Genomic DNA, 24,674 nt, shown 5'->3' with positions numbered 1-24,674 from the left:
GGTCCGTTGTGGCTGGTCGCGCAGTTCCCCGCGCCCCTTCGGGGCGCAGCCGACAAGGCCGCTCAGGAGCCGAGGTGCACGGTCACCGTGGACTCATCGCGAGGCTCACGCGCCGGCGGGCACCCGGTCCAGAAAGCCCAGCACGGACCGGATGCGGCCGTCCGCGTCCAGCGTGATCACATCGAAGCCGGCGACGGGCGCTGCCCCGTCGGTCTCGCTCACCAGTTCCCAGGAGAAGCGCGCCGTGTCGTGGTGCCCGTCGACGGCGCCCAGCGGCCGGAAGGCGAAACCGGGGAACTGCTCGTGGGCCGCCGCGATCACGGCCGCGATCTGCTCGTGCCCGCTGACGTCGGCGAGCGGGTCGGTGTAGCCGCCGTCCGTGGACCAGGCGGCGGCGACCGCCTTGGCCAGTTCCTCCGGCTCGACGGCGTTCCAGGCCTCGAAGTAACGGGCGACGGCACTCTCGTAACGGTCGGTGTTCGCGGGCATGCGGAATCAGCCTCCATCGAGGTCGTATCTGCTGGTCAGAGTCCAGATCACGGTCGCGGTGACCCGGTACAGCAACCATGCCCGGCTCGGGGGAGACCGTCGATTACCCCTCGGGTAATGGCCGCGCCCGCCGCCTTTCGGCCAATGGCCGCCCTGAATATGCCAGGAGAGTGGCCGGAAATTCATGGTGACAGTGATTCAGTAGTGAACATACTCGACCTCAGGGCCTTCACAGTCGGCGCAGTTTCCGTCACGCACCGCGCATGAGCCGCGCACAGCACCCGAGCCGCAAGGAAAGCGAGGACCGGTCGACCAGCGAGCGGAACAAACGGGGAGTGGATCGTGCACGACGAATTCCTGTGCCATGTCACGGGGTACGGCACCTGCGCCGGTCGGCGCATCGGAGTGCCCTTAGGGACCTATCGGGCTCCCACGCTCGCCCTCGCCCTGTGGTGGCTGCGCGACCGTGCCTCCTGGATCGCCGACCGGCTGGATCCGCAGCCCGAGGCCGAGCATCTGCCGTCCGGTGCACTCGTCCCGGTCGCCGACACGGTGGCCGACGTGCCCGCCGTGCTCCGCGGCTGGTGCCGTGACGTGGACCAGCAGGAACTCATCGCCGAGGCGTTGGACGAGGGCCGATTAATCAGGGTGGCCGTCAGCGATGACACCACCGAGTACGAGCTGCTGGCGGAGTCCGTGGACGCTCTGCGGATGCAGCGGACCGCCGCGGCCCTGTTCGCGCCGGTCGCCTGAACCGTCCGCATCGAGCGCATATGTAAACAAATCGATAGAATTCCGGCATGGTGGAGCGGCCGGTCGCGCCGACGGCGCCTGAACTCGTCCTGGAGACCGACACCGGCTCCACGGTGATGAGCCCGGGCCGCGAATACCACGTCGGGCGCGATCCACTGAGCGACATCGTCATCGACGATGCCCGGGTCTCGTGGCACCACGCGGTACTGCGGGCCGACGACGGCCACTGGACCCTTGAGGACGAGCACAGCACCAACGGCACCTACGCCGACGGCCGCCGTATCCAGGCAGGGGGCGTCGGCCCCGGCTGTGAGATCCGCTTCGGCAACCCCTCCGACGGCCCCCGTGCCGTCCTGGTCGGGCCCGCCGCACCGGCCCCGGAGCGCCCCTCCGCCGTCTCCATGCCGTCCCACACCGGCACCTTCCGCCGGCCCACCACCGTACGGCCGCTGCCGACCCGCACCGTCCACATCGGCCGTGCGGACGACAACGACCTCGTCATCGACGACCTGGTCGTCTCGCGCCGGCACGCCGAACTGCGTGCTCTCCCGGACGGCACCTACGAGATCGCCGACCTAGGCAGCCACAACGGCACCTTCCTCAACGGCCTGCCCGTGACCAGCGCGCCGATGGGCCCCGGAGACATCGTCGGCATCGGCCACTCGGCGTTCTGCCTGGTCGGCGACCAGTTGCAGGAGTACGTCGACACCGGCGAGGTCTCCCTCGACGTACAGGACCTCGCGGTCGCCGTCGACCGCGGCCGCAAGACACTGCTCGACCACGTGTCGTTCCCGGTGGGGGAGAAGTGCCTGCTCGCGGTCGTCGGCCCGAGCGGCGCCGGGAAGTCCACGCTGCTCAACGCCCTGACCGGCCAGCGCCCCGCCGACCACGGCACCGTCCTCTACGACGGCCGCGACCTCTACCGCGACTACGCCGAACTGCGCCAGCGCATCGGCCTCGTCCCGCAGGAAGACATCCTGCACACTCAGCTGACCGTCCGCAGCGCCCTGTCCTACGCCGCCGAACTGCGCTTCCCGCAGGACACCGCCAAGGCCGAGCGCCGGGACCGGGTCGACGAGGTGATCCGCGAACTTGGCCTGGAGCAGCGCGCCCGGCAGCCCGTGCACAGCCTGTCCGGCGGACAGCGCAAGCGGGTCAGCGTGGCCCTGGAACTGCTGACCAAACCGTCGCTGCTCTTCCTCGACGAGCCGACCTCGGGCCTGGACCCCGGCATGGACCGCTCGGTGATGCACATGCTGCGCGGCCTCGCCGACGACGGCCGCACCGTCATCGTGGTCACCCACAGCGTCCTGAGCCTCGACGTCTGCGACCGGCTCCTGGTGCTCGCGCCCGGGGGCAGGATCGCGTACTACGGACCTCCCGACGACGCCCTCGCCTTCTTCGGTTTCGAGCAGTGGCCGGAGGCCTTCGAGGCGTTCGAGCGGGACACCGACCGGGACTGGGCCGGTGACTTCCGTGCCTCGCCCTTCCACCGCCGGTACATCACCGACGCGAGCGCGCAGCCCCTGCTGGACGGCTCCGCCCCGGTCGCCGTCGCCCCGCCGCCCCGGCCGCGCAGCCGCGGTGCCCAGCTGGGCACCCTGATCCGCCGGTACGCCGCGGCACTCGGCGCCGACCGCACCTTCCTCGCCATCATGATCGCGCTGCCGTTCGTGATGGGCGCCATGGCCCGCGCACTGGCGGGCAGCAAGCTGACGCAGGAGACGGCGATGAACGCCCTGCTGATCCTGTGTGTCGGCGGCGTCCTCACCGGCGCGGCCAACGCCGTACGCGAACTCGTCAAGGAACGCGTCATCTACCAGCGCGAGCGAGCCGTGGGCCTGTCCAGATCGGCATACCTGATGTCCAAGGTCGTCGTGCTGGGCACGATCACCGTTCTCCAGGCGGTGGTGCTCACCCTCGTCGCACTGCTCGGCGTCGACCTCAACGCGCCCGGCGGAAAAGGTGTGTTGATGCCGCCGCTCATCGAGATCACGGTGGCCGTCGCCCTGCTCGCCTTCACCGCGATGATGCTCGGCCTGCTCGTGTCGGCGCTGGTGCGCAAGGAGGAGGTGACGATGCCGCTGCTGGTCCTGCTCGCCATTGTGCAAGTCGTCTTCTGCGGCGCCCTGCTGAAACTCCACGGCGTGCCCGGCCTGGAGCAGCTGTCGTGGATCGTGCCCTCCCGGTGGGCGCTCGGCGCCATGGCCGGCACCGTGGGCCTCGCCCGGATCGTGCCCGGCGAGCTGACCGGCGACCCGCTGTTCAAGCACTCGGCGGGGGTGTGGCTGCTCAACGTGGGCATGCTGGTCGTGCTGTCGGCGGTCTTCGGTTACGCGGTGTCCCGGCTGCTGCGCCGGCACGAACCCGTCGTGATGCGGAAGTAGGCGGCCATGACGGCGACCCCCGGCTTCCGTCCCACCCACGTCGTCCCGCAGCACGGGATGTCCGCCTGGGAGAGCCCCGACCCTGACCGGCCCACGGTTCCCCTCGACCCGCTGCTGCCCGTCCAGCTCGTCGAGCGGCGCGGCGACTGGGGCCATGTCCTGTGTGCCAACGGCTGGTCGGCCTGGGTCGACGGCCGCTGCCTGGTCGCCGTACCTCAGGATCCACCCCTGCCCGGTGGACCGCTCACCCGCGGCGACGACCCGCGCCCCCTGCTCGCCCACGCCGAAGAGACCCTCGCGCACTACCGCGCCGCGGTCGCGGAACTCGCCGCCGGCACCCTCGACGGAGAGGCCTTCCGCAGCCGCACGCAAGGGCTGCGCATCGGAATCGTCGTCGACGGGGAGCACGTGTGGCTGTACGACGTCGAGAACGCGCGCTGGGTCTACGCGGACGGGGCGCGGGCGAGCACGTTCGCGGCGGACGACGCGCCCCGCGCCGCCGGCCATGCCCCCACGCAGGTGGTGACACCCGATGGCACGTGACACCAGCCTCTTCTCCGGCCGCCCCTCCGAACTGATCGGCAGGCAGGTCGCCGGCTACCGCATCGAGCGAGAGATCGGCCGCGGCGGCATGGCCGTCGTCTACCGCGCCCGGGACCTGCGCCTGGAACGCACCGTCGCCCTCAAGCTCCTCGCCCCCGAACTCGCCCGCAACGACACCTTCCGCCGCCGCTTCACCCACGAGTCCCGGGCGGCCGCCGCGATCGACCATCCGCACATCGTCCCGGTCTTCGAGGCGGGTGAGACGGACGGCGTCCTGTACATCGCGATGCGGTACGTGGCCGGCAGTGATCTGCGTCATCTCCTCGACCGCCAGGGCCAGTTGCCGCCCCCGACCGTCCTGCGCATCGCCGCCCAGATCGCCTCCGCGCTCGACGCGGCCCACGAGCACGGCCTGGTGCACCGGGATGTGAAACCCGGCAACATCCTGGTCTCCCGCGGCACCGACAGCGACCACCCCGAGCACGTCTACCTCACCGACTTCGGCCTGACGAAGAAGTCGCTGTCCCTGACCGGCTTCACCACCGTCGGCCAGTTCGTCGGCACGCTCGACTACGTCGCTCCCGAACAGATCTCCGGCAAGCCCGTCGACGGACGCTGCGACGTCTACGGGTTCGCCTGCGTCGTCTACGAGTGCCTGGCCGGCCGCCCGCCCTTCCGGCGCGACGACGACATGGCCTTGTTGTGGGCCCACCAGTACGACGAGCCGCCCCCGCTGACCGACTCCCGCCCGGACCTCGCCCCTCTCGTCGACCCGGTGTTCGCCAAGGCGCTGGCCAAGAGCCCCGACGACCGGTACGACACGTGCCTGGCCTTCGTCACCGCGCTGCGGGTCGCTACGCGCGGTGGGGCGGAGTCGGGGCACGCGGCGACGGAGGTCGATGTGAGGGCGGCGAAACCGCCGCCGCGGTGGGCCGCGCCGGTGTTTGGCAGCGCCCAGTAGGGGCGCGGGGCTGTATTGATATGCGGCTACCGCCGCGTGGGCGCGACCAGCCACGACGCCGCAGCAGACGAAGAACGGCGTCAGGCCTGCCCCCGCCTCCGCACCCGCCGTGCCGCCAGCGCGCCGAGGAAACCCGCCACCAGCCCCCACAGCAGCGCCAAGCCCACCGCTGACCACAACTCCGGTCGCAGAAGCAACTCCCCGCCGAGGTCGCCGCCCAGGTCGCCGATCCCGAGTACGGACAGCCCGTAGTGCGCGGAGATCCGGCCGACGAGGCAGACCATGAGAACCGTGAGCGCGAGCGTGACCGCCAGGTGCATCGCGTGCTGCCACGCCCGCATCCGGCGCGGTGAGCGGGCCGCCATCAGGAACGCGACGGCCAGCAGCAGTACGGCGTCGACGACCACGAGCCACCACACCCCGCCGTCCTGCTCGGCGAGCGTGCTCAGGTTGAGGGTGGAGACGTCCGGACCGCGCAGCACCTCGTCCAGGACATGCGGCATCGGCAGCCCGAACGGCCCCTCGACCTGACCCTTCCAGGTCGCGCCGAGGCCGATGGTGAAGGCGAGCCAGACCAGGTTCGGCAGACCGAGCAGGATCACGGCGAAGGTCTCCGCGGCATGGCCGCGTGTCGCGGCGGTGACGACGGCGATGACGAGGCCGAGAGCCACGCAGGAGAGAAGCAGGACGACCATGGCGTACGCGGCCGGGCGCACCGACTCCTGGAAGCGCAGCAGCCGGGGCGGCAGCGGTGCTCCGCGTGAGACCAGCAACGCCAGCACCAGCACACCGGCCAGCCACAGCAGGCCGAACACGAGCGTCAGCGGCACATCGGTCTCGAAGCCGACCTTCGGCGTGACCCCGAACAGGTCGCCGATTTCCCCGAGTGTGTCGTCCCCGAGGGTGATCGTGAAGGTCTGGCGCGCGGCGAGGGCGAGGCCGAGCAGACCCAGCACCCACAGCGCGGCGATCCGGCCCGCCCAGCCCGCCAGCTCCCGCTCACCTGCCACCGCCCGGTGCCGCAGCGGCCGTAGGAAACCGGCGGCGAGGACGAGGGCCCCGGCGAGCGTGACGGACAGCGGGATCACGGTGAGCCCTGCCGAACTGTCGGTCAGGCCCCCGGCGTCGCCCGACAGCTCGATGGTCCCGCCGACGGCCGTGACGACCGTCGCCGCCACCACCCGGGGGAACGCGCCGTCCGGCAGGTCGGCGGCGCCGGCCGCCCACAGTCCGAGGGTGGCGGTCGCTCCCATCGCCAGCAGCCCGGCCAGCACGACGGCGACGGCCTGGACCCAGCCGTGACGGGCGACCGCCTGGCCGGAGGGAGTACGAGCGCTCACGCTGCCACGCTAAGCAGGAGCGGGTGGGCTCGCCCGCCGGGAGGTCCGTCCGCGTCGGCTTGCGGGGGCCACCGCGCCGGGGCACACAATGAGGATGTTGCGGACAAAGAGCTGAATTGCCAGCAGACACTGATAATTCACTTCGGGAAGAAGGGCTCGTGAGCGTCGAACCGCCGTCCTCAGGCCGCCCCACAGGACCACCCTCCGGTCCGCTGTCGGGGCCCTCACAGCCGCCGCCCCCGGGACCGCCGTCCCAGCCGGGCGGTGGTGGCGAGACGCCCGAACCCGGTCGGCCGTGGTGGAGGTCGGTGCCCCGTATCGCGGTGCTGGCCACCGTCGTCGTGGCCGCCGTCGTCCTGGCCGTCGTCCTCAGCCGCTCCGACGGCGGCTCGGGCAAGGGCAGCGAGGTCTTCCTGCAAGCCGCGGGCAAGACGGGCCCCGACCCCTTCACGGAGTCGACGGCGACCGACAGCTCGGCCCCGCCGGTCTCGCCCTCGCCCACCCAGCCGGCGTCCGCGAACGCGGTGCGCGGCGTCGACGGCGGGGCGCCCGGCCTGTACGGCGGCACGCGCAACGTCGCCAGCTGTGACGTGGAGAAGCAGATCAAGGCGCTGCGGGCCGACCCGGACAAGAACCGGGCGTTCGCCTCCGTCGCCGGCGTCGACCCGTCCGCCGTGCCCGCCTATCTCCGCTCGCTCACCCCCGTACAACTGCGCATGGACACCCGCGTCACCAACCACGGCTACCGCGACGGCGCCGCCACCAGCTACCAGGCCGTCCTGCAGTCCGGCACCGCCGTCCTCGTCGACGACCGCGGCGTGCCCCGCGTGCGCTGCGCCTGCGGCAACCCGCTGACCCCACCGGTCGCCCAGCGGACGACACCGCAGCAGACGGGCGACTCCTGGCCGTCGTACCGGCCCTCGAACGTCGTCGTGGTCACGCCCTCGACGACGGTCATCAACATCTTCGTCGTGTACGACCCCGAGCGCGGCGACTGGTTCGCCCGGCACCGCGGTGACACCGGCGACAAGGACCGGAAGACCGAACCGCCGGCCCGGCCGTCGCCCTCGGTGAGCGTGTCGACGCCGACCTCGCCGTCGCCCTGCGACTCGAAGGCCACCGACGGGGCGACTCCCTGCCCGCCGACGTCGACCGCCCCCTCCTCGGTGACCCCCAGCCCTGAGTCCCCGCCTTCCGAACCGCCGACCTCGGAGCCTGAGACAAGCGTCGAACCGCCGTCCCCCGCGACCTCGCCGGCCCAGCCGCCGCAGGCCTCGGACCCGACGAGCACGCCGGAAGCGCCCACGAGCTGACCGGCTGCGCAGTTGCGGGGACTGCCGCGCGCCACTCGGGGTACGAGCACTGATGCAGCAGCGTCCGGCGAGCCCGGCTTCCGAGAGAGAAACGCATGATCGACAACCTGGACGGGGCAGTGGTAGCGACTGGTTTCGACGTGCCCGTGGAACCGCTACGGCGGGCGGCGCACTACACCGGCGAGCCGGGATGCATCGCCGAGGCGCGGTCCTTCGCCGCGTTCTTCCTCGATCAGCTCAGAACCGAGTGGTGCGCCGAGATCGACGAGCGGGCCGAGGGAGCCCTGCTCCTGGTGGTGAGCGAACTGGTCACCAACGCGGACCGGCACAGCGACGGGCCGTACATCCTGGACCTGGAGGGCACGGACGCCGCGGTGACGGTGTGCGTCTACGACAGCAGCGCCGCGCTGCCCCGGCGCTTCCCCCGGGATCCAGAGCGCGTGGGCCGGCACGGGCTGGAGATAGTGCACGCGCTGGCGACGGAGGTCGCCGTGGAACGCGTGCCGGTCGGCAAGCGCGTCCGCGTCGTGGTGGGCCTGGACTGCGAGTGACCGCCTTCACCCGCTGGTGAGGTCAGGCGCAGCCCAGCTCGCCCAGCATGCCCCGGCGCAGCCGCGTGATGATCCGCTTGATCAGCCGGGACACATGCATCTGGGAGCAGCCCAGCCGGGCGCCGATCTCCGCCTGCGTGGCCTCCTCCACGAACCGCATGTGGATGATCTGCCGGTCCCGTTCGCTGAGTTCGGCCATGAGCGGGGCGAGCGACTGACAGTCCTCGACGAGCCGCAGTCCGTCCTCCTCGACGCCGATGAAGTCGGCGAGCACCGCCTCCCCGTCCTCGGGGCCGTCGCCGGTGAGGGCGGCGTCCAGCGACGCGGAGTTGTAGCCGTTCGAGGCGACCTGGGCCTCGACGACCTCGTCCTCGTCGATGTTCATGAGCGTGGCGAGTTCGGCGACAGTGGGTTCCCGGTCGAGCCGGCCGGCGAGTTCGTCGCGTGCCTTGGCCAGGTCGACGCGCAGTTCCTGCAGCCTGCGCGGCACGTGCACGGCCCAGGTGGTGTCCCGGAAGAACCGCTTGATCTCACCGACGATGTACGGCAGCGCGAACGAGGTGAACTCCACCTCGCGGCTGAGTTCGAACCGGTCGATGGCCTTGATCAGGCCGATCATCCCGGTCTGGACGATGTCCTCCATGTCGTCCCCGCGGCCCCGGAACCGGCCGGCCGCGAACCGCACGAGGGACATGTTCATCTCGATGAGCGTGTTGCGCGCGTACTGGTGGGCGTGAGTGCCCTCGTCGAGTTCCGACAGGCGCTGGAAGAACTCGCGGGACAACTCCCGCGCGTCCCGCGGAGCCACGGTCCGCGGGTTCTCGATGTCCGGCAGTGGTCCGATCCCCGTGCTGGTCCCGGCGGTCTGTGCGACCTCTGCCTCCGACCGCATCACGGCGGTGTCCATGTCGTCCTCTCCCACGCGGGTCACCTACGACTCCGGCTCGGTTCTCCACAAGCGAGTACCCCGGTCCGCACGCCGCATGCCCATCAGGCTGCCGGGCGACGGAAATTGGGTGGTGTGGGACAGGTGGGTTCAGCGGCGGGCGGCGAGGAACGGGCCAACAGCCCCTGCGATTCCACCCAGGGCGGAATGCTGATCCCTTCCTCTGGAGTCGAGGGAATCTAGTCTGGGGAGGTGAGCAACCAAGCGCCGAACCAAGCCCGCGTGATCCCTCTGCGCCCGCCGACCCAGCGCCCAGCGGCCCAACGCCCGCAGCTCGAGCGCCCGTCGGCCGAGCGTCCGCAGTCCCAGCGCCCGCCGGTGACACACCCGGAGACCGGCGCACGCCCAGCGTCCGCCCGCCCCCTCGCGCCCGTCGCCCCCAAGGAACCCAAGGAACCCCTCTGGCGGGACCTGGTCGGCGACGTGCTGCGGCGCGAGCGGCTCGCGCAGGAGCGGACGCTCAAGGACGTGGCCGACGCCGCTCGTATCTCCATGCCGTATCTGTCGGAGGTGGAGCGCGGCCGCAAGGAGGCCTCGTCGGAGGTCCTCGCGGCCGCCGCCCACGCCCTCGGCCTGGGCCTCGGTGATCTGCTCTCGCTGGCGCAGAGTGAGCTCACTCGGAGCCGGACCACGGGCATGTCGCCGTACAACGGCCTCTGCCTGGCCGCCTGACGGGACCGGCGCCTCAGACTCCCACCAGGCGCCGGCTCACCACCTCGTCGGCCAGCCCGTACGCCACCGCCTCCTCGGCCGTGAACACCTTGTCGCGGTCCATGTCCGCGCGCAGCGTCGCGATGTCGTGGTGCGTGTGCCGGGCCAGCACCTCCTCCACCTGGGAACGGATCCGGACCATCTCCTTGGCCTGGAGCGCGAGATCGGAGATCGCGCCCCGGCTGCCGCCGCTGGCCGGCTGACCGAGCAGCACGCGCGCGTGCTCCAGCACGAACCGTCGACCGGGATCCCCTCCGGCCAGCAGTACGGCCGCCGTAGAGGCCGCCTGGCCCACGCAGAACGTCGAGACCGGCGCCTGCACGTAGGTCATCGTGTCGTAGATCGCCATCAGCGAAGTGAACGAGCCGCCGGGCGAGTTGATGTAGATCGCGATCTCGTTCTCCGGCGCCGACGACTCCAGATGGAGCAGCTGCGCGATGACGACGTTGGCCACGCCGTCGTCGATCTCGGTGCCGAGGAAGATGATCCGCTCCGACAGCAGACGGCTGAAGACGTCGGAGGATCGCTCGCCGTGCGCGGTCCGCTCGACGACGTACGGAATCGTGTAGTTCCCCATGTCACAGCCCCATCCGTCGCTTCGAGGCGGCCGGGCGGACGTCGGCCAGCGACTCCAGGACCCGGTCCACCATGCCGTACTCCATCGCCTCCTCGGCCGTGAACCAGCGGTCGCGGTCGCCGTCCCGGGCGATCGTCTCCGGCGTCTGGCCCGTGTTCTCGGCGAGCAGCCGCTCCATGGTCCGCTTGCTGTGGTCCAGGTTCTCCGCCTGGATCTCGATGTCGGCGGTGGTGCCGCCGATGCCCGCCGACCCCTGGTGCATCATGATCCGCGCGTTCGGCAGGGCGTACCGCTTGCCGGGCGTGCCCGCGCAGAGCAGGAACTGGCCCATGCTCGCCGCGAAACCCATCGCCAGCGTCGACACATCGTTCGGGATCAGCCGCATCGTGTCGTAGATGGCGAGGCCCGCGTACACCGAGCCGCCCGGACTGTTGATGTACAGGCTGATGTCCATGCGCGGGTCCTCGGCGGACAGGATCAGCAGCTGCGAGCAGATCCGGTTGGCGGAGACCTCGTCGACCTGAGTGCCCAGCAACACGATCCGCTGACCGAGCAGTTGGGCGGCGAGGTGGTCGTCGAGCCGGGTCGGAGGGGTGTCGCCCTCCTCCGCCCGTGGCATGAGGTCCGGCCCCCGGCCGGCGATGAGTGGAGACATCGGCGCGCTCCTAGTCGAGATGTCGAGATGTCGATGGGTCGAGTCGCAGTGGCCTGCGCTCTCCACTCTCGGCCGGGAACCGCCCTCACCGGGGATTTCTCTGCCCGCGGCAGATTCGCCGTGGGCAGAGCCTGCTCGCGTACGGTCAGCCGTCGCCCTTCTCGCGCAGCTGCCGGAAGAACGCCCGCACGTCCTCGACCAGCAGATCCGGCTCCTCCATCGCGGCGAAGTGCCCACCGCGGTCCAGCTCCGTCCACCGCACGATGTTCTCCGTGCGGTCCGCCTTGTGCCGCAGCGGGATCTGCAGTTCGGCGGGGAAGAGGGCGAGCGCGGTCGGCGCGGTCGACGGCTGCCTGGGCGCTCCGGCCCGGTCGGCCGGGGCGTGCGCGCGCTCGTAGTAGATCCGGGCGGACGAACCGGCGGTCCCGGTCAGCCAGTACAGCATCACGTTGGTCAGCAGCCGGTCCCGGTCGACGGCCTCCTCGGGCAGCTCCGCCGAGTCCGTCCACTCCTGGAACTTCTCGACGATCCAGGCGAGTTGACCGGCGGGGGAATCCGTGAGCCCGTATGCCAGGGTCTGCGGCTTGGTGGACTGCAGGATGGCGTACCCCGTGCCCTCGCGCGACCAGGCGCTCCAGCCGCGCCAGGAGGCGAGCGTGCGCTCCCGCTCCTCGGGGCTCAGCGCGTCGAGCTCCTCGGCCGTCGGTTCATGGGTCGCCTGTGCGCCCGGCAGCAGATTGAGGTGCACGCCGATCAACCGGTCCGGGTAGGCGCGGCCCAGCTCGCGGGAGATGGCCGACCCCCAGTCACCGCCCTGCGCACCGAACCGCTCGTAGCCGAGTCGCGTCATCAGCTCGGCCCACGCGTCGGCGATCCGCCCCGCCTCCCAGCCGGTGTCCGGCGTGGGCCCGGACAGCCCGAACCCCGGAATGCTCGGTACGACGACATGGAACGCGTCGGCCGGATCGCCCCCGTGTGCGGCCGGATCGGTCAACGGCCCTACGACGTCCAGGAATTCGACGATCGAGCCGGGCCAGCCGTGCGTGATGATCAGCGGCGTGGCGTCCGGTTGAGGGGAGCGGATATGCGCGAAGTGCACGTTCGCGCCGTCGATCGTGGTCGTGAACTGGGGCCACTCGTTGAGCTGCGCCTCGGCCGCACGCCAGTCGTACTCGTGCCGCCAGTACCGGGCGAGCTCCTGGAGATAGTCGCGCGGGACGCCGTACGACCAGCCCACCCCCGGAAGCATGTCCGGCCACCGGGTGTGGTCGAGCCGGTAGTGGAGATCGTCGAGGTCGCTCTGGGATACGTCGATACGGAAGGGACGGATGCCGTCGGCGGGCGTCGATGTCATGCTCGCGATGCTATGCCGGGACGGTGTAGCGGCCACGTGGATTAATCGGCCGCCCGACCGATGAGTTCCGGGGGGAGGATCGGTCGATACAGGTGACCGCGTTCCATGCCCCAGGAGGTACTGATGGCCACCGACGGATTCACCACGTGTCTCTGGTTCGAGGACCAGGCCGAGGAAGCCGCCCACTACTACGTGTCGATCTTCAAGAACTCCAGCGTCGGCAAGGTCGCCCGCTACACCGAGGGCGCCATGCAGTCCCCCGGATCCGTGATGACCGTCGAGTTCACGGCCAACGGCCAGCGGTTCCTGGCCCTCAACGGCGGTCCGCAGTTCAAGTTCACCGAGGCGATCTCCTTCATGATCGCCTGCGCGGACCAGGAAGAGGTCGACTTCTACTGGAACAAGTTCCTCGAGGGCGGTGGCGAGCCGGGCCCCTGCGGCTGGCTCAAGGACAAGTACGGCCTGTCCTGGCAGGTCATCCCCGACCGCCTCGTCGAGCTGACCACCGACCCGGACGTGGAGAAGGCCACCCGCGCGATGGGCGCCATGATGAAGATGGGCAAGATCGACATCGCCGCGCTGGAGAAGGCGGCGGCGGGGGAGTAGGGCACACGGCGCGGTGACCGGTCGCCGGGCACCCGGCGGCCGGTCCGCCCGTTACCCGGCCTCGGCCAGGATCTCCTTGATCACATGCCGTGAGTTCGCCGCCAGGGGCGGATTCGTCTCCCAGTAGAACGGCAGCTGGATCAGCGAGATCGACAGCGCCCAGCCCCGGCCCCGCGCCCACTCGGCGTCGTCGACACCGAGAGCGTGACGGAGGACGGGGCGGGCCGACGCGGGCAGGAGATTCCAGGCCACGATCAGATCCACAGCCGGGTCGCCGACGCCCAGTGTCCCGAAGTCGATCACGGCGCTCAGCTGTCCGTCGGCCACCAGCACGTTTCCGGGTGCCAGGTCCCCGTGCGCCCAGACGGGCGGCCCGACGTGCTCCGGGACCCGCAGGGCCGCCTCCCACAACGCCGTCACCGCCTCCGTGTCCACGGCGTCCGTCAGCTGGGCGATCGCCTCACGCGTCGGCTCGTCCCGGGCCGCCAGCGGAATCCCCCGGTAGCCGACCGGCGCGCCCGTGGGATCCACGCGGCGCAGCGCACCGATGAACGCCGCCAGCTCCCGGGCCAGCGTCTGGGGATCGTCGAGCGCGTCGACGGCCGGATTACGCCCGTCCAGCCACCGGAACACCGACCACACCCACGGGAACCCGTCGCCCGCCACACCCCGCCCGACCGGCTCGGGCACCGCGGCCGGCAGCAGCGGCCCCAGCCGGGGCAGCCAGCGCTGCTCGTGCTCGACGTCCGCGACGGCACCGGGATGCCGGGGGAGCCGTACCACCAGGTCATGGCCGAGCCGGAACATCGCGTTCTCGGTGCCGGAGGACTCCAGCCGCACCACGGGCAGCCCCGCCCACTCGGGGAACTGCCGGGCGATCAGCCGGCTCACCAGCGCGGCGTCGATGTCCACTTCGTCCGGACGCATCTTCTGGGCACACATGGGCGCCATCTCAGTGGTCAACGGCCCCTGCTGTCCAACGATTTCGGCGCGCGGCCCACTCCCGGCCTCATCGTGCCCAGGTAACCACTGCGTTTCGCCCGTTAATTTCCGCGCTCAAGGGGTTGGCGGGAAACCGACCCCTCGTTATCGTTCACGCACTTCACTCAATCGTTCCGCTGAACGAATGCTGAACGCATAGCGAGAGGGACGGTCGGTACATGTCCGACATCCACCATCCGGGACGGCGGTCGGTCCTTGCCGCGGGCGTGGCCTCGGCGGCGTCTCTCGGTGCGTCCTGGCTGCTGACCGGCTGCACGGGGGCCGCGTCCACCCCCGCCGTGCCGGCCGCCGCGGCGAAGGGCACCCCGGACCGCGGCGGCACCCTGCGCATCGCCAGGCCGCCCGCCTCCGACGCCGAGACGCTGGACCCGGCGAGCGCTCTGTCGGCGTACGAATACCTGGGCGCCCTCTACAACCGGCTGGTCCGCATGGACGCCAAGGGCCAACTCGCCCCCGACCTCGCGCAGTCCTGGGAGCCCGACAGCAAGGCGCGCACCTGGACCTTCCGCCTCCGCAAGGGCGTCACCTTCCACAACGGCCGCGCCTTCACCTCCGCCGACGCGGCCTACACGCTCCGCCACATCCTCGACGAGGCGACCGCGTCCCCACAGGCGGCGGTACTGGCGCCCCTCATCGACCCGGACCGGCTGCGCACCCCCGACGCCCACACCCTGGTCGTCCCGCTCAAGACCCCGAACGCCGAGTTCCCGAGCCTCCTCACGCACTACAACTGCTACGTCATCCCCGACGGCAGCGCGAAGTCCATCGGCCGCACCGGCACCGGCACCGGCCCCTTCAAGCTGGAGTCATTCGCCCCCGCGGGCCCCGGCCGCGTCACCGCGTACCCGGACCACTGGGCGGGCGCTCCGGTCCTGGACGCCATCGCGTTCTACTCGGTCGCCGACATGTCCGCCCGCTCCAACGCCCTCCTCGCGGGCCAGGTCGACCTGCTCTCCCAGACCAACCTCGACTTCGCGACCGCCCGAGTCGTCGCCGCCTCCGACCGGGCCACCATCGCGCGCGTGCAGAACGCCCAGTGGTACGTCCTGCCGATGCTCACCACGGAGAAACCCTTCACCGACGTCCGCGTCCGGCAGGCGATGAAGCTCGCCTACGACCCCGAGCACGTGGTGAAGGTCGCCCTCCAGGGCGCGGGCACCGCGGGCTGGGACAACCCGGTGCCGCCGAGCGACCCGGCCCATATCGCCGCGCACCCGAAGCACGACCCGGAACAGGCGAAGTACCTGCTCAAGAAGGCGGGCCAGGAGGGGCTGGCCGTGGACCTCTACACCTCCTCCTACGACCCGCTGTTCACGCCGATGGCCCTCGCCTACCAGGACTCGGCCGCACGCGCCGGCATCCGCGTCCGCGTCAAGACGGCTTCGGCGGACTCGTACTACACGCAGATCTGGATGAAGAAGCCGCTGATGGCCACCTACTGGTACACCGGCCGACCCGTCGACCAGCTACTGACGCAGATCTTCCGCAGCGGGTCGAGCTACAACGAAACCGCCTGGTCCGACAAGGACTTCGACGCCCTGCTCGACCGGGCGCGCGCCGAGACGGACGACACGCGGCGTCGTGAACTGTACGGACAGGCGCAGACGATGGTGATCGAGAAGGGCGGGGCGATGACCCCGATGTTCGCCGACCGGCTCGTCGGGATTTCGCGGAAGGTGCGCGGATACGCCGAGTACGGCTTCGAGTTCGACTACCTCGCCATCGGCCTGAAGGGAGCCTGAGCATGCTCTCCTTCCTCGCCCGCCGCATCGCTGCCGCCTTCGGCACGCTGCTCCTCTCCTCCGTGCTGGTCTTCCTCGCCGTGCAGGCCCTGCCCGGCGACGTCGCCACCCAGGTCCTCGGCAAGGACGCCACCCCGGACGCGGTCGCCGCACTCCGCAAACAGCTCGGGCTCGACCAGCCCGCCTGGGAGCGCTACGCCGACTGGATCGCGGGCGCCGTGCACGGCGACTTCGGCACGTCCCTCGTCGCCGGCGGGTCCGTGGGCGGCGAGGTGTCGTCGTACCTCGCCAACTCGGCGCTGATAGCCCTGGTCACCGTCCTCTTCGCGGTCACCGGATCGATCGTCCTCGGCATCCTCGCGGGCCTGTACCGCGACCGCTGGCCCGACCACGTCATATCCACCGTCAGCCTCGTCGGCATGAGCGTCCCCGAATTCGTCGTGGCGACCGTGCTCGTGCTGTGCTTCTCGATCGCGCTGCCCTGGTTCCCGGCGGTCGTCCTCTACGGCCCCGACGCCACTGTCGGCCAACTCCTGCCCGCCGTCTGGCTTCCGGCCCTCGCACTCGCCGTGGTCTTGGCGGCGTACATCATCCGCATGGCCCGCACCTCGGTGATCGACGTGATGGCGAGCGAGTACGTCACCACAGCCCGCCTCAAGGGCCTGTCGACCTGGCGGGTCGTCACCCGGCACGCCCTGCCGAGCGCCCTCCTGCCCACCCTCCATGTGATCGCCCTCAACGTTGCCTGGCTCGCCGGCGGAGTCGCGGTCGTCGAGAACGTCTTCAACTACCCCGGCATCGGCAAGCTGATGCTCTCCTCGGTGCAGAACAGGGACCTGCCCGTCATCCAGGCCATCGCCCTGATCAGCGCCGTCGTCTATGTCGTCTGCAACCTCGCCGCTGACCTCGGCGCCATGGCCCTCAACCCCAAGCTCCGTACGCGCGGGAGGACCCGATGACCACGCTCGCCCCGGCAGCCCCGGTGGCCGCCCGCGCCTGGCGCACCCTGCGCACGTCACGCACCGCCGTCATCGGCCTGTCGATCGTCGCCGTACACATGGTGATCGCCCTGCTGGCCCCGCTCCTCACCTCGTACGACCCCATCGCCAACACCCCGTCCGAGGCACTGCTCGGCCCGAGCCGGGACCACTGGGCGGGCACCGACCAGTACGGCCGTGATGTCCTCGTGCGGGTGCTGTACGGCGGCCGGTACGCGCTCGGCGTGTCCGTCTCCGCCACCGTGCTGACCGTGGCGGTGGGCACGGTGATCGGCTGCGCGGCCGCCCTGCGCGGAGGCTGGTTCGACGACGTGCTCGGACGTGTCCTGGACGCCCTGCTGTCCGTGCCGTCGATCCTCGCGCTACTCGTCGTCGTGACGGCACTCGGAACCGGCCCGGCGGTCATCGTGCTCGCCATCGCCGTCGTGTCCGTCCCTCAGATCGTCCGGGTCGTGCGCGGCGCCGCCCTCGCGGTGGTCCCCGCCGACTATGTGACCGCGGCCCGGGCGCGCGGCGAGAGCACCTGGTCGATTCTGCGCCGGGAGGTGCTGCCGAACATCACGGACGTGGTGTGCGTGGAGTTCGCAATGCGGGCGTCCTGGGTCGTACTGCTGATCTCCTCGCTGTCCTTCCTCGGCTTCGGCGCCGACCCGCCGACCCCCGACTGGGGGCTGATGGTCGCCGAGAACCGCACCGCCATCACCGTCGTCCCGATGGCGAGCCTCGCGCCGATCATCGCCCTGGCCACGCTCGTGGTCGGGCTCAACCTCGTGGCCGACGGCCTGTCCAAGGCGTGGGGCGTGGACCGGATCAGGGAGGGCTTGTGATGACCCCGAACGCTGCGACCACGAACGCTGCGACCCCGATCGTTTCCGTGAACACGCTGTCCGTGGCGTACCGTTCGGGCGGCCGTGAGGTGCCCGTAGTGGACGAGGTGTCCTTCGACGTCGCCGAAGGACGGACACTCGCGCTGGTGGGCGAGTCCGGCAGCGGCAAGTCGACCGTCGCCGCGACGCTGCTGGGGCATCTGCGGCATGGGTCGCGGATCACCGGGGGCTCGGTGCGGTTGGACGGCTCCGACGTGTTCGCGCTGCCCGCACGGGAGTTGCGGCGGCTGCGCGGTCGGACGGTCGCCATGGTCGCCCAGAACGCGGGCCACGCGCTGACCCCCTCGATGCGCATCGGGAAGCAGATCGAGGAGGTGGGCGGCGAGGTCCCGGTCGTCGACCTGCTCGAACAGGTCCGGCTGCCGCGCCCTGCCGAACTGGCCCGCCGCTATCCGCATGAGCTGTCCGGCGGCCAGCAACAGCGCGTCGCCATCGCCATGGCCATCGCGGCCCGCCCGAGGGTGCTGGTCCTCGACGAGCCGACCACCGGCCTCGACGTCGTCACCCAGCGCAGCGTCCTCGACCTGATCGCCGCCCTGCGCGACGAACTCGGCCTGGCGGCCGTGCTGGTGAGCCACGACTTGGGCGTGGTCGCGCACATGGCCGACGAAGTGACCGTGCTGCGGTCGGGGCAGGTCGTGGAGGCGGCGCCCACGCGGACACTGTTCAGGGCGCCCGAACACCCGTACACCCGTCGGCTGTTGGCGAGCGTGCCGCGTCTCGACGACGCCGGGCTCGCTGTCGTCGGAGAGACGGGCGAGCGGCAGGTCAGGCCCAAGGCGGAGGTGCCCGCCGATGCCGTGGTCGCCGTCCGCGCGCAGGACGTCACGATCGACTACGGCACATCACGCGCTGTGGACGGCGTCTCGTTCGACGTCCGGCGCGGTGAAGTCGTCGCGCTCGTCGGTGAGTCCGGCAGCGGCAAGTCGACCCTGGCCTGGACGCTGGCCGGGCTGCGCACGCCGTCCGGCGGCACGATGACCCATGAGGCGGGAGATCTGGCGCCGCCCGCGCGCAAGCGGCCGCTGTCGCTGCGGCGTCGCGTGCAGCTGGTCTTCCAGAACGCGGACACCTCGCTCAACCCGCGGCGGTCGGTGGGGGACGCGGTCCGGCGGCCGTTGCGGTTCTTCGGCACGGCGGGCGGCCGTGGCGAGGCGGTCGAGGGTGCCCGCCGGCTCATCTCCGACGTACGCCTCGACCCGGCCCTCGCCGACCGGCTGCCCGCGCAGCTCTCCGGCGGGCAGCGGCAGCGCATCGGTATCGCGCGGGCGCTCGCGGGAGAGCCGGACGTGCTGATCGCCGACGAGATCACCACGGCCCTGGACGTCTCCGTGCAGGCCGACGTCCTGCGGCTGCTCGACGACCTGCGCCGGGAACGCGATCTGGCATGTCTGTTCATCAGCCATGACCTGGCCGTCGTACGCGGCATCGCGGACCGCGTGGTCGTGCTGCGCAACGGCGTCGTGGTCGAGGAGGGCCCCACGCAGGCCGTATTCGCCGGCCCCGGGCACCCGTACACCCGCCGGCTGATGGCCGCGGCCCTCGAACCGGACCCCGACGCGCGACCTCTCGTCGGGAACGCCCCCGACTGGGAGGACGCCGCCGCACCGGACGACATCTGGACCGACCTCGCCGACGGCCACCGGGTCCGGCGCTGGCGCTCCACCGCATTCGAAGGAGTTTCGTGAAGTACCGCGAGCAGTTCGACCGCCAGGTGATCCGCGAGGACGTCTGGATCCCCACCCGGGACGGCAGGACCCGGTTGCACGCCCGGATCTGGCGTCCGGCGGATGCGCAGTCCGCCCCCGTCCCCGCGCTGCTCGAGTACCTCCCGTACCGCAAGAGCGACTGGACCGCCCCGCGAGACGCCCAGCGCCACCCCTGGTACGCCGGACACGGCTATGCCTCCGTCCGCGTCGACATCCGTGGTCACGGCGACAGCGAGGGCACGCCCGGCGACGAGTACGACGCGCGGGAACTTGCCGACGGCGTCGATGTCGTCAACTGGCTTGCCGAGCAGCCCTGGTGCACCGGCAAGGTCGGCATGTTCGGCATCTCATGGGGTGGCTTCAACTCCCTTCAGATTGCCGCCCTCGCTCCCGAGCCGCTCAAGGCGATCGTCACCGTCTGCTCCACCGACGATCGCTACGACAACGACGTCCACTACACCGGTGGCGCCGTCCTCGGCATCGACATGCTTGCCTGGGCCGGCACCATTCTCGCCTTCGCCTCCCGCCCACCGGATCCGGCGCAGGTCGGCGTCGACCGCTGGCTGCCGATGTGGCGCGAGCGCCTGGACGCGCTGGAACCCTTTCTGCACACGTGGTTGGAGCATCAGCGGCGCGACGACTACTGGCGGCACGGGAGCGTCTGCGAGGACTACGGCGCCATCGACGCCGCCGTGCTCGCGGTGGGCGGCTGGAACGACCCGTACCGGGATACCGTGCTGCGGCTCGTGGAGCACTTGCCCGCCGACCGGGTACGGGGGCTGATCGGCCCTTGGTCGCACCAGTACCCCGACCGCGGACTCCCGCCCGGTCCGGCGATCGGCTTCCTCCAGGAGACCCTGCGCTGGTGGGACCAGCACCTCAAGGGCACGGACACGGGCGTCATGGGGGAGCCGCTGCTGCGCGCGTGGGTCAACGACCCGGTGCCGCCCGCCACTTCGTACGACGTCATGCCGGGACGCTGGGTGGGCGAGACCGAGTGGCCGTCGCCGCACGTCACGTTCGACGAGCGGGTTCTGGGTACGGGCGCCGAGCCGGTCGTCGTACGGTCTCCGTTCCACACCGGCCTCGACGCCGGCCGCTTCTTCCCGTTCGGCAACGCGAGCGATCTGCCGCCGGACCAGCGTGCGGAGGACGGCCGTTCGGTGTGCTTCGACTCGGAGCCGCTGGCCGGGCGGGTGGAGATCCTCGGGCGGCCGAGGGTGCGGCTCCGGCTGGACAGCGTCACGCCGCGCGCGCATGTCGTCGTCCGCATATGTGACACAGCACCCGACGGCTCGTCCACGCTCGTCACCCGCGGCGTGCTCAACCTGCTCAGCAGACACGGCCGTGACCGGGCTGTCGAGTGGGTGCCGGGGACGTACGAGGACGTCGAGTGCGAGCTCACCGGCATTGGCTACGCCTTCCCGCCGGGCCATCGCATCCGCGTCGCCGTCTCCGACACCTACTGGCCGTGGGTGTGGCCGCACGGGGAACGCGGCGAACTGCATGTCGTACCGGCCGAGAGCGCCGTACTGCTGCCCGTACGAGAGGACGCCCCCGGGCCGCCGATCGTCTTCGAGGAGCCCGAGCAGGCCCCGCCGCTCGACGTCACCTACGACCGGCCCGCCGACCCCGCGCCCGAGCGGCTCGTCACGCACGACGTGGCGAGGGGGGAGTGGACGCTGGAGGTCGATCCGAACTACGGGGGCTCGCGGACGTATCCGGACGGGCTGCGTTACGAGGAGCGCGCACGGGAGACGTACCGCATCCGCGGCGACGATCCGCTGTCCGCGCGGGCGGTGTCGGAGTGGCACATCCGGCTGCGGCGCGAGGACGACTGGGACGCTGAGATCATGGCGCGCACGGAGCTGCGTGCGACGGCCGCGGACTTCATCATGGACAGCCGCATCGAGACCCGGGCGAACGGAGAGACAGTGGCCAAGCGCGTATGGCACCGCACCACCCCGAGGACGTCCGGATGACGCCCGCCAAGCCCACGCAGGCCGCCAAGTCCCCGCGCCGTGCCGTCGCCGCTGCGGACCGTACCCGTCAGCCCACCGAGGTGCGCCGTCGGCTCATCGTCGAGGCTGCCGTCCCGCTGATCGCCGAGCGCGGCTACGCCGCCGTCGGGGTACGGGAAGTGGCCGCCGCGGCCGGCGTCTCCGTCGGCACCGTCACCTACCACTTCGGCAGTGTGCAGGAGATCCTTTCCGAGGCGATGGTGCTGCACATCGAGCGGTACTACGCCGAGTTGAGCGAAGCGGCCGAGCAGGCCTCGAGCGGGGCCGAGGCGCTGCGGCTGCTCGTCGACGCGCTGTTCACCGAGGACACCGACCGGCACTGGCGCATGTGGTTCGAGTACTGGAACGTCGGCGACCAAGGGACGGACGAGGCCTTCGCCCGCGGGCAGGCCGAGCGGTACGAGGCCTGGCACCGGCAGATCCGCGCCCTGGCTGAACGGGGCGTCGCGGACGGCGAGTTCACCGGCTCCGACCTCGACGGCTTCACCGCCCGCTTCGCCGCTCTCGCCGACGGACTCGCCCTGCAACGGCTGCGCCAGGCACCCCCGCTCAGCACCGCGGACGCCCGCCGTCATCTCAACCGGCTCATCGAGACCGAGCTCGTTCGCCGATCACCCGAGTGATCTCCTGGGCGATGCGCAGGATGCCGGGGGAGCGGACCTGGCATGGCTTCGGGGTGGACGTCGTGGGCGCCAGACAGAAGTGCAGATAGTCGTCGCCGAAATGCAGCTCGGTCCGGTCGCCGCTCGGCTGGGTGCAGTAGTCGGGGTGCTCGCGCTCGTACGGCGTGCAGGGCAGGTACTTCGTCCAGGTGTAGCGGGCGCCGTCCGGGCTGACCGTCCTGCCCGCGTCGGCGACGACGTCGCCCGAAGTGGCGGCCCGCTCTTCGTAGATGGCGTTCACGCGCCGGACGCGGTCGGGGGTGATCGGGTCCGGGCCCTGCAACACCCAGACGATCCGCGGGCGCCCGGATCCTGAGGCCGCGGCGATCTGTTCGGTGAGGCGTTCGGCGTCGGCGGCGTACCGCGCGAAGTAGGTGCTGGGGGCCTTGGCGTGCGTGATCCCGTCCATGCACCAGGTGTAGCCCCAGGCGTTGCCCCAGAACTGCAGCACCACGTAGTCCGGGTGCAGGGAGCGCACCAGGGCGGCCGCCTTGTGGGCGTCCGGGACGAGGGAGCGCTTGCCCGTGCCCTCCAGGTAGTCGCAGAGCGTGGTGCCCGAGTACGGGGCGCTGGTGTACTCGGCGTCCAGGTCCTTGCGCAGCTCCTGCCCCAGCACCTTCTGGTTCTCCATCGCGAGGGAGTCCCCGAGGTAGAGCACGGTGGGAGCCTTCCCCGGCGTCGTCGGTGTGGCCGGCGCCTGCTGTCGTGTCGTGCCCCCCGGCGCGGAGGGTGTGGGCGGTGCCTTCTCCGGCTCGGACGCCGGATCCCCGCACGCGCCGAGCAGCAGCCCGGCCAGCAGCACCCCCGCGATCCACGATCTCCGCATACAGCAACTCCCGCCCCGGACACGGAAAAGCGGCTCCCCAGGCAAGCACAGCCCGGCCTGAGGGGGAAGACACATGTCATGGATGCTCGAGCAGGTCCAGCAGATCGGTGAGTGGCAGCGGCTTCGCCAAGTGGGTGTCGAATCCGGCCGTGTGGGACAACGCGTGATCGGTGCCCTGGCTGAAGCCCGACACCGCGATCAGCCGGATCCGCTTGCCGTGCGGCCGGGCCCGCACGCCCCGCGCGACCGTGTAGCCGTCGATGTCGGGCAGGCCAAGGTCGCACAGGACGACGTCGAACAGGTCGGCCTGTGTGGCGGTGAGCGCGTCGGCGCCCGTGTGCACGGTGGTGACGTGGTGGCCCTGTCGTTCCAGCAGGGTGCGATAGGTCGCCGCCAGGTCGGTGTTGTCCTCCACGATCAGGATGGCGAGATGACGCCGGGGCGGCCGGACGGCGGACAGCGGGCGCGGCGGCTGCGGCGCCGTGGTGTCCGCCACCGGCATCAGCGCCGTGAACGTCGCGCCCTTGCCGGGCCCGTCGCTGTGCGCGGAGACGGTGCCGCCGTGCAGTTCCATGACCGTCCGCGCGACCGCGAGCCCCAGCCCCAGGCCCTCCGGGCTGCGGGGGCCGACCGGGGCCGCCCGCATGAACACCCCGAAGAGGTCCTCCGCCTGCCCGGGGTCGAAGCCGATGCCGTCGTCCCGCACGGTCAGCCGGACCTGGCCCTCATCGACCGTGAGCCGCACCTCGGTGTGGCCGCCCGGCGGGGTGTACTTGAGGGCGTTCGACAGCAGGTTCGTCAGAACCTGGGCCAGCCGCAGCCGGTCCCCGTCCACCAGCACCGGCCCCGGTGGCAGGCTGACGTCCAGCGTGCGGTCCTCGTGCCCGAACAGGCCGCGGATGTCGGCGCACGCGCTGTCGACGACGGACCGTAAGTCGGTCCGCTCGCGCACCAGCTCCAGCCGGCCGGTCACCGCCCGGGTGCCGTCCAGCAGGTCGTTGCTCATCCGCACCAGCGTGCCCAGCTGCCGTTCCAGGACCGACAGCGCGGGATGCCCGTCCGGCATGTCCAGCGCCAGCAGTTCGGTGGCGGCGGTGGCGGCTGCCAGCGGGTTGCGCAGCTCGTGCGAGAGCGTGGCGATGAACCGGTCCTTGGCCCGCTGCTCCTCCCGCAACCGCCGCCCCGCCGCGTCCAGTTCGGTATTCGCCTGGCTGAGCTGCTCGTTCACCTCGCGGATCTCCCGGGCCCGCACGAACTCCGTGACGTCCTCGACCCGGTGGATGATGTGCGTCACCTGACCGTCCGCACCGATCACCGGCGTGTTGACGGGACTCCAGTAGCGCTCGGCGAACGTTCCCTCGTCCCCTGTGGGGATGCCGTACCGCTGCAACGCCATGACGTCCGTACGGCCGGTCGCCACCACCGTCTCCAGTGAGCGGCGCAGTTCGGCGACACTGTCGCCCGACGGGGCGTCCGGGAACACCTCGAAGATCGGCCGCCCGACGATCGCCCGCCCGGTGTGGGTGGCCGCCAGGTAGGCGCGGTTGACCTCGACGATCGTGAAGTCGGGGCTGAGGACCAGCAGCGGCGACAGCGTGGCGTCGAAGAGCCTCCGGAAGTCCGGACCGGTCGGCGGCATGG

The 24,674-nt window shown here is 71.2% G+C and carries 23 protein-coding genes; 14 read left to right on the top strand and 9 right to left on the bottom strand.

The window, feature by feature from the left end:
• Positions 1-105: 105 nt before the first annotated feature.
• On the bottom strand, positions 106-489 hold the full coding sequence (locus ACTWQO_RS34925) for a nuclear transport factor 2 family protein (protein WP_443241395.1): 384 nt from the start codon (positions 487-489) through the stop codon (positions 106-108).
• 342 nt (positions 490-831) lie between these two features.
• Here ACTWQO_RS34925 and ACTWQO_RS34920 point away from each other — a divergent pair, with 342 nt between their 5' ends.
• From ACTWQO_RS34920 to ACTWQO_RS34905, 4 genes are read left to right on the top strand one after another with little or no spacing between them, the layout of a single operon-like run.
• Complete coding sequence (locus tag ACTWQO_RS34920) at positions 832-1,242, top strand: hypothetical protein (RefSeq protein ID WP_443241394.1); 411 nt, start codon at positions 832-834, stop codon at positions 1,240-1,242.
• A 47-nt stretch (positions 1,243-1,289) separates the two neighbouring features.
• Positions 1,290-3,629 (top strand): FHA domain-containing protein, encoded by a 2,340-nt coding sequence (locus tag ACTWQO_RS34915; protein WP_443241393.1) that lies wholly within the window; start codon positions 1,290-1,292, stop codon positions 3,627-3,629.
• A 6-nt stretch (positions 3,630-3,635) separates the two neighbouring features.
• Positions 3,636-4,172, top strand: a complete 537-nt coding sequence (locus tag ACTWQO_RS34910; RefSeq protein WP_443241392.1) for a hypothetical protein — start codon at positions 3,636-3,638, stop codon at positions 4,170-4,172.
• Positions 4,162-5,133, top strand: coding sequence for a serine/threonine-protein kinase (locus ACTWQO_RS34905; protein WP_443241391.1), 972 nt, complete (start codon positions 4,162-4,164; stop codon positions 5,131-5,133). The genes ACTWQO_RS34910 and ACTWQO_RS34905 overlap by 11 nt, the downstream gene beginning before the upstream one ends.
• A gap of 80 nt (positions 5,134-5,213) precedes the next feature.
• Here ACTWQO_RS34905 and ACTWQO_RS34900 read toward each other — a convergent pair whose 3' ends face one another.
• The gene (locus ACTWQO_RS34900; RefSeq protein ID WP_443241390.1) at positions 5,214-6,473 is read right to left on the bottom strand and encodes a streptophobe family protein; all 1,260 of its coding nucleotides are present in this window, start codon (positions 6,471-6,473) and stop codon (positions 5,214-5,216) included.
• A 158-nt stretch (positions 6,474-6,631) separates the two neighbouring features.
• Here ACTWQO_RS34900 and ACTWQO_RS34895 point away from each other — a divergent pair, with 158 nt between their 5' ends.
• Positions 6,632-7,786, top strand: coding sequence for a DUF6777 domain-containing protein (locus ACTWQO_RS34895; protein WP_443241389.1), 1,155 nt, complete (start codon positions 6,632-6,634; stop codon positions 7,784-7,786).
• 95 nt (positions 7,787-7,881) lie between these two features.
• On the top strand, positions 7,882-8,337 hold the full coding sequence (locus ACTWQO_RS34890; protein WP_443241388.1) for an ATP-binding protein: 456 nt from the start codon (positions 7,882-7,884) through the stop codon (positions 8,335-8,337).
• A 22-nt stretch (positions 8,338-8,359) separates the two neighbouring features.
• Here ACTWQO_RS34890 and ACTWQO_RS34885 read toward each other — a convergent pair whose 3' ends face one another.
• Complete coding sequence (locus tag ACTWQO_RS34885) at positions 8,360-9,244, bottom strand: RNA polymerase sigma factor SigF (RefSeq protein ID WP_443241417.1); 885 nt, start codon at positions 9,242-9,244, stop codon at positions 8,360-8,362.
• Between the two features lie 231 nt (positions 9,245-9,475).
• Here ACTWQO_RS34885 and ACTWQO_RS34880 point away from each other — a divergent pair, with 231 nt between their 5' ends.
• Positions 9,476-9,955, top strand: coding sequence for a helix-turn-helix domain-containing protein (locus ACTWQO_RS34880; protein WP_443241387.1), 480 nt, complete (start codon positions 9,476-9,478; stop codon positions 9,953-9,955).
• A 13-nt stretch (positions 9,956-9,968) separates the two neighbouring features.
• On the opposite strand, the gene ACTWQO_RS34875 is transcribed toward ACTWQO_RS34880, so the two are convergent.
• The 3 genes from ACTWQO_RS34875 to ACTWQO_RS34865 all read right to left on the bottom strand — a co-directional run bounded on the left by ACTWQO_RS34875 (position 9,969) and on the right by ACTWQO_RS34865 (position 12,580).
• Positions 9,969-10,571: a ClpP family protease gene (locus ACTWQO_RS34875; RefSeq protein ID WP_443241386.1), complete on the bottom strand. Its 603-nt coding sequence runs from the start codon at positions 10,569-10,571 to the stop codon at positions 9,969-9,971.
• Position 10,572: 1 nt separating this feature from the next.
• Entirely contained in the window at positions 10,573-11,226 is a 654-nt protein-coding gene (locus tag ACTWQO_RS34870) for a ClpP family protease (RefSeq protein WP_443241385.1), read from the bottom strand.
• A gap of 145 nt (positions 11,227-11,371) precedes the next feature.
• On the bottom strand, positions 11,372-12,580 hold the full coding sequence (locus tag ACTWQO_RS34865; protein WP_443241384.1) for an epoxide hydrolase family protein: 1,209 nt from the start codon (positions 12,578-12,580) through the stop codon (positions 11,372-11,374).
• Positions 12,581-12,703: 123 nt separating this feature from the next.
• On the opposite strand from ACTWQO_RS34865, the gene ACTWQO_RS34860 reads away from it, so the two are divergent.
• Positions 12,704-13,186, top strand: a complete 483-nt coding sequence (locus tag ACTWQO_RS34860; RefSeq protein WP_443241383.1) for a VOC family protein — start codon at positions 12,704-12,706, stop codon at positions 13,184-13,186.
• A gap of 51 nt (positions 13,187-13,237) precedes the next feature.
• On the opposite strand, the gene ACTWQO_RS34855 is transcribed toward ACTWQO_RS34860, so the two are convergent.
• Positions 13,238-14,128 (bottom strand): aminoglycoside phosphotransferase family protein, encoded by an 891-nt coding sequence (locus ACTWQO_RS34855; RefSeq protein ID WP_443241382.1) that lies wholly within the window; start codon positions 14,126-14,128, stop codon positions 13,238-13,240.
• 218 nt (positions 14,129-14,346) lie between these two features.
• Here ACTWQO_RS34855 and ACTWQO_RS34850 point away from each other — a divergent pair, with 218 nt between their 5' ends.
• From ACTWQO_RS34850 to ACTWQO_RS34825, 6 genes are read left to right on the top strand one after another with little or no spacing between them, the layout of a single operon-like run.
• A complete protein-coding gene (locus tag ACTWQO_RS34850; RefSeq protein ID WP_443241381.1) occupies positions 14,347-15,930 on the top strand; it encodes an ABC transporter substrate-binding protein in 1,584 nt (527 codons plus the stop codon).
• A 2-nt stretch (positions 15,931-15,932) separates the two neighbouring features.
• Entirely contained in the window at positions 15,933-16,889 is a 957-nt protein-coding gene (locus ACTWQO_RS34845) for an ABC transporter permease (protein ID WP_443241380.1), read from the top strand.
• Positions 16,886-17,755 carry an ABC transporter permease gene (locus ACTWQO_RS34840; RefSeq protein WP_443241379.1) on the top strand — a complete coding sequence of 290 codons (870 nt, stop codon included), beginning with the start codon at positions 16,886-16,888 and terminating at the stop codon, positions 17,753-17,755. Before ACTWQO_RS34845 ends, ACTWQO_RS34840 begins: the two co-directional genes overlap by 4 nt.
• A complete protein-coding gene (locus tag ACTWQO_RS34835; RefSeq protein ID WP_443241378.1) occupies positions 17,755-19,503 on the top strand; it encodes a dipeptide ABC transporter ATP-binding protein in 1,749 nt (582 codons plus the stop codon). The genes ACTWQO_RS34840 and ACTWQO_RS34835 overlap by 1 nt, the downstream gene beginning before the upstream one ends.
• Positions 19,500-21,506 (top strand): CocE/NonD family hydrolase, encoded by a 2,007-nt coding sequence (locus tag ACTWQO_RS34830; protein ID WP_443241377.1) that lies wholly within the window; start codon positions 19,500-19,502, stop codon positions 21,504-21,506. The genes ACTWQO_RS34835 and ACTWQO_RS34830 overlap by 4 nt, the downstream gene beginning before the upstream one ends.
• Positions 21,503-22,168: a TetR/AcrR family transcriptional regulator gene (locus ACTWQO_RS34825; RefSeq protein WP_443241376.1), complete on the top strand. Its 666-nt coding sequence runs from the start codon at positions 21,503-21,505 to the stop codon at positions 22,166-22,168. The genes ACTWQO_RS34830 and ACTWQO_RS34825 overlap by 4 nt, the downstream gene beginning before the upstream one ends.
• Here ACTWQO_RS34825 and ACTWQO_RS34820 read toward each other — a convergent pair.
• Together ACTWQO_RS34820 and ACTWQO_RS34815 are read right to left on the bottom strand one after the other, a co-directional pair.
• The gene (locus ACTWQO_RS34820) at positions 22,131-23,033 is read right to left on the bottom strand and encodes an SGNH/GDSL hydrolase family protein (protein WP_443241375.1); all 903 of its coding nucleotides are present in this window, start codon (positions 23,031-23,033) and stop codon (positions 22,131-22,133) included. The two genes, ACTWQO_RS34825 and ACTWQO_RS34820, sit on opposite strands and share 38 nt — an antisense overlap.
• A 76-nt stretch (positions 23,034-23,109) precedes the next feature.
• Positions 23,110-24,672, bottom strand: a complete 1,563-nt coding sequence (locus tag ACTWQO_RS34815) for an ATP-binding protein (protein WP_443241374.1) — start codon at positions 24,670-24,672, stop codon at positions 23,110-23,112.
• Positions 24,673-24,674 lie beyond the last annotated feature (2 nt).

Origin of the sequence: Streptomyces sp. 4N124 (assembly GCF_052245395.1) — a bacterium.
Classification (GTDB): domain Bacteria; phylum Actinomycetota; class Actinomycetes; order Streptomycetales; family Streptomycetaceae; genus Streptomyces.
Note: the sequence above shows the minus strand (reverse complement) of the source record. Positions and strands in the feature narration are given on the sequence as shown.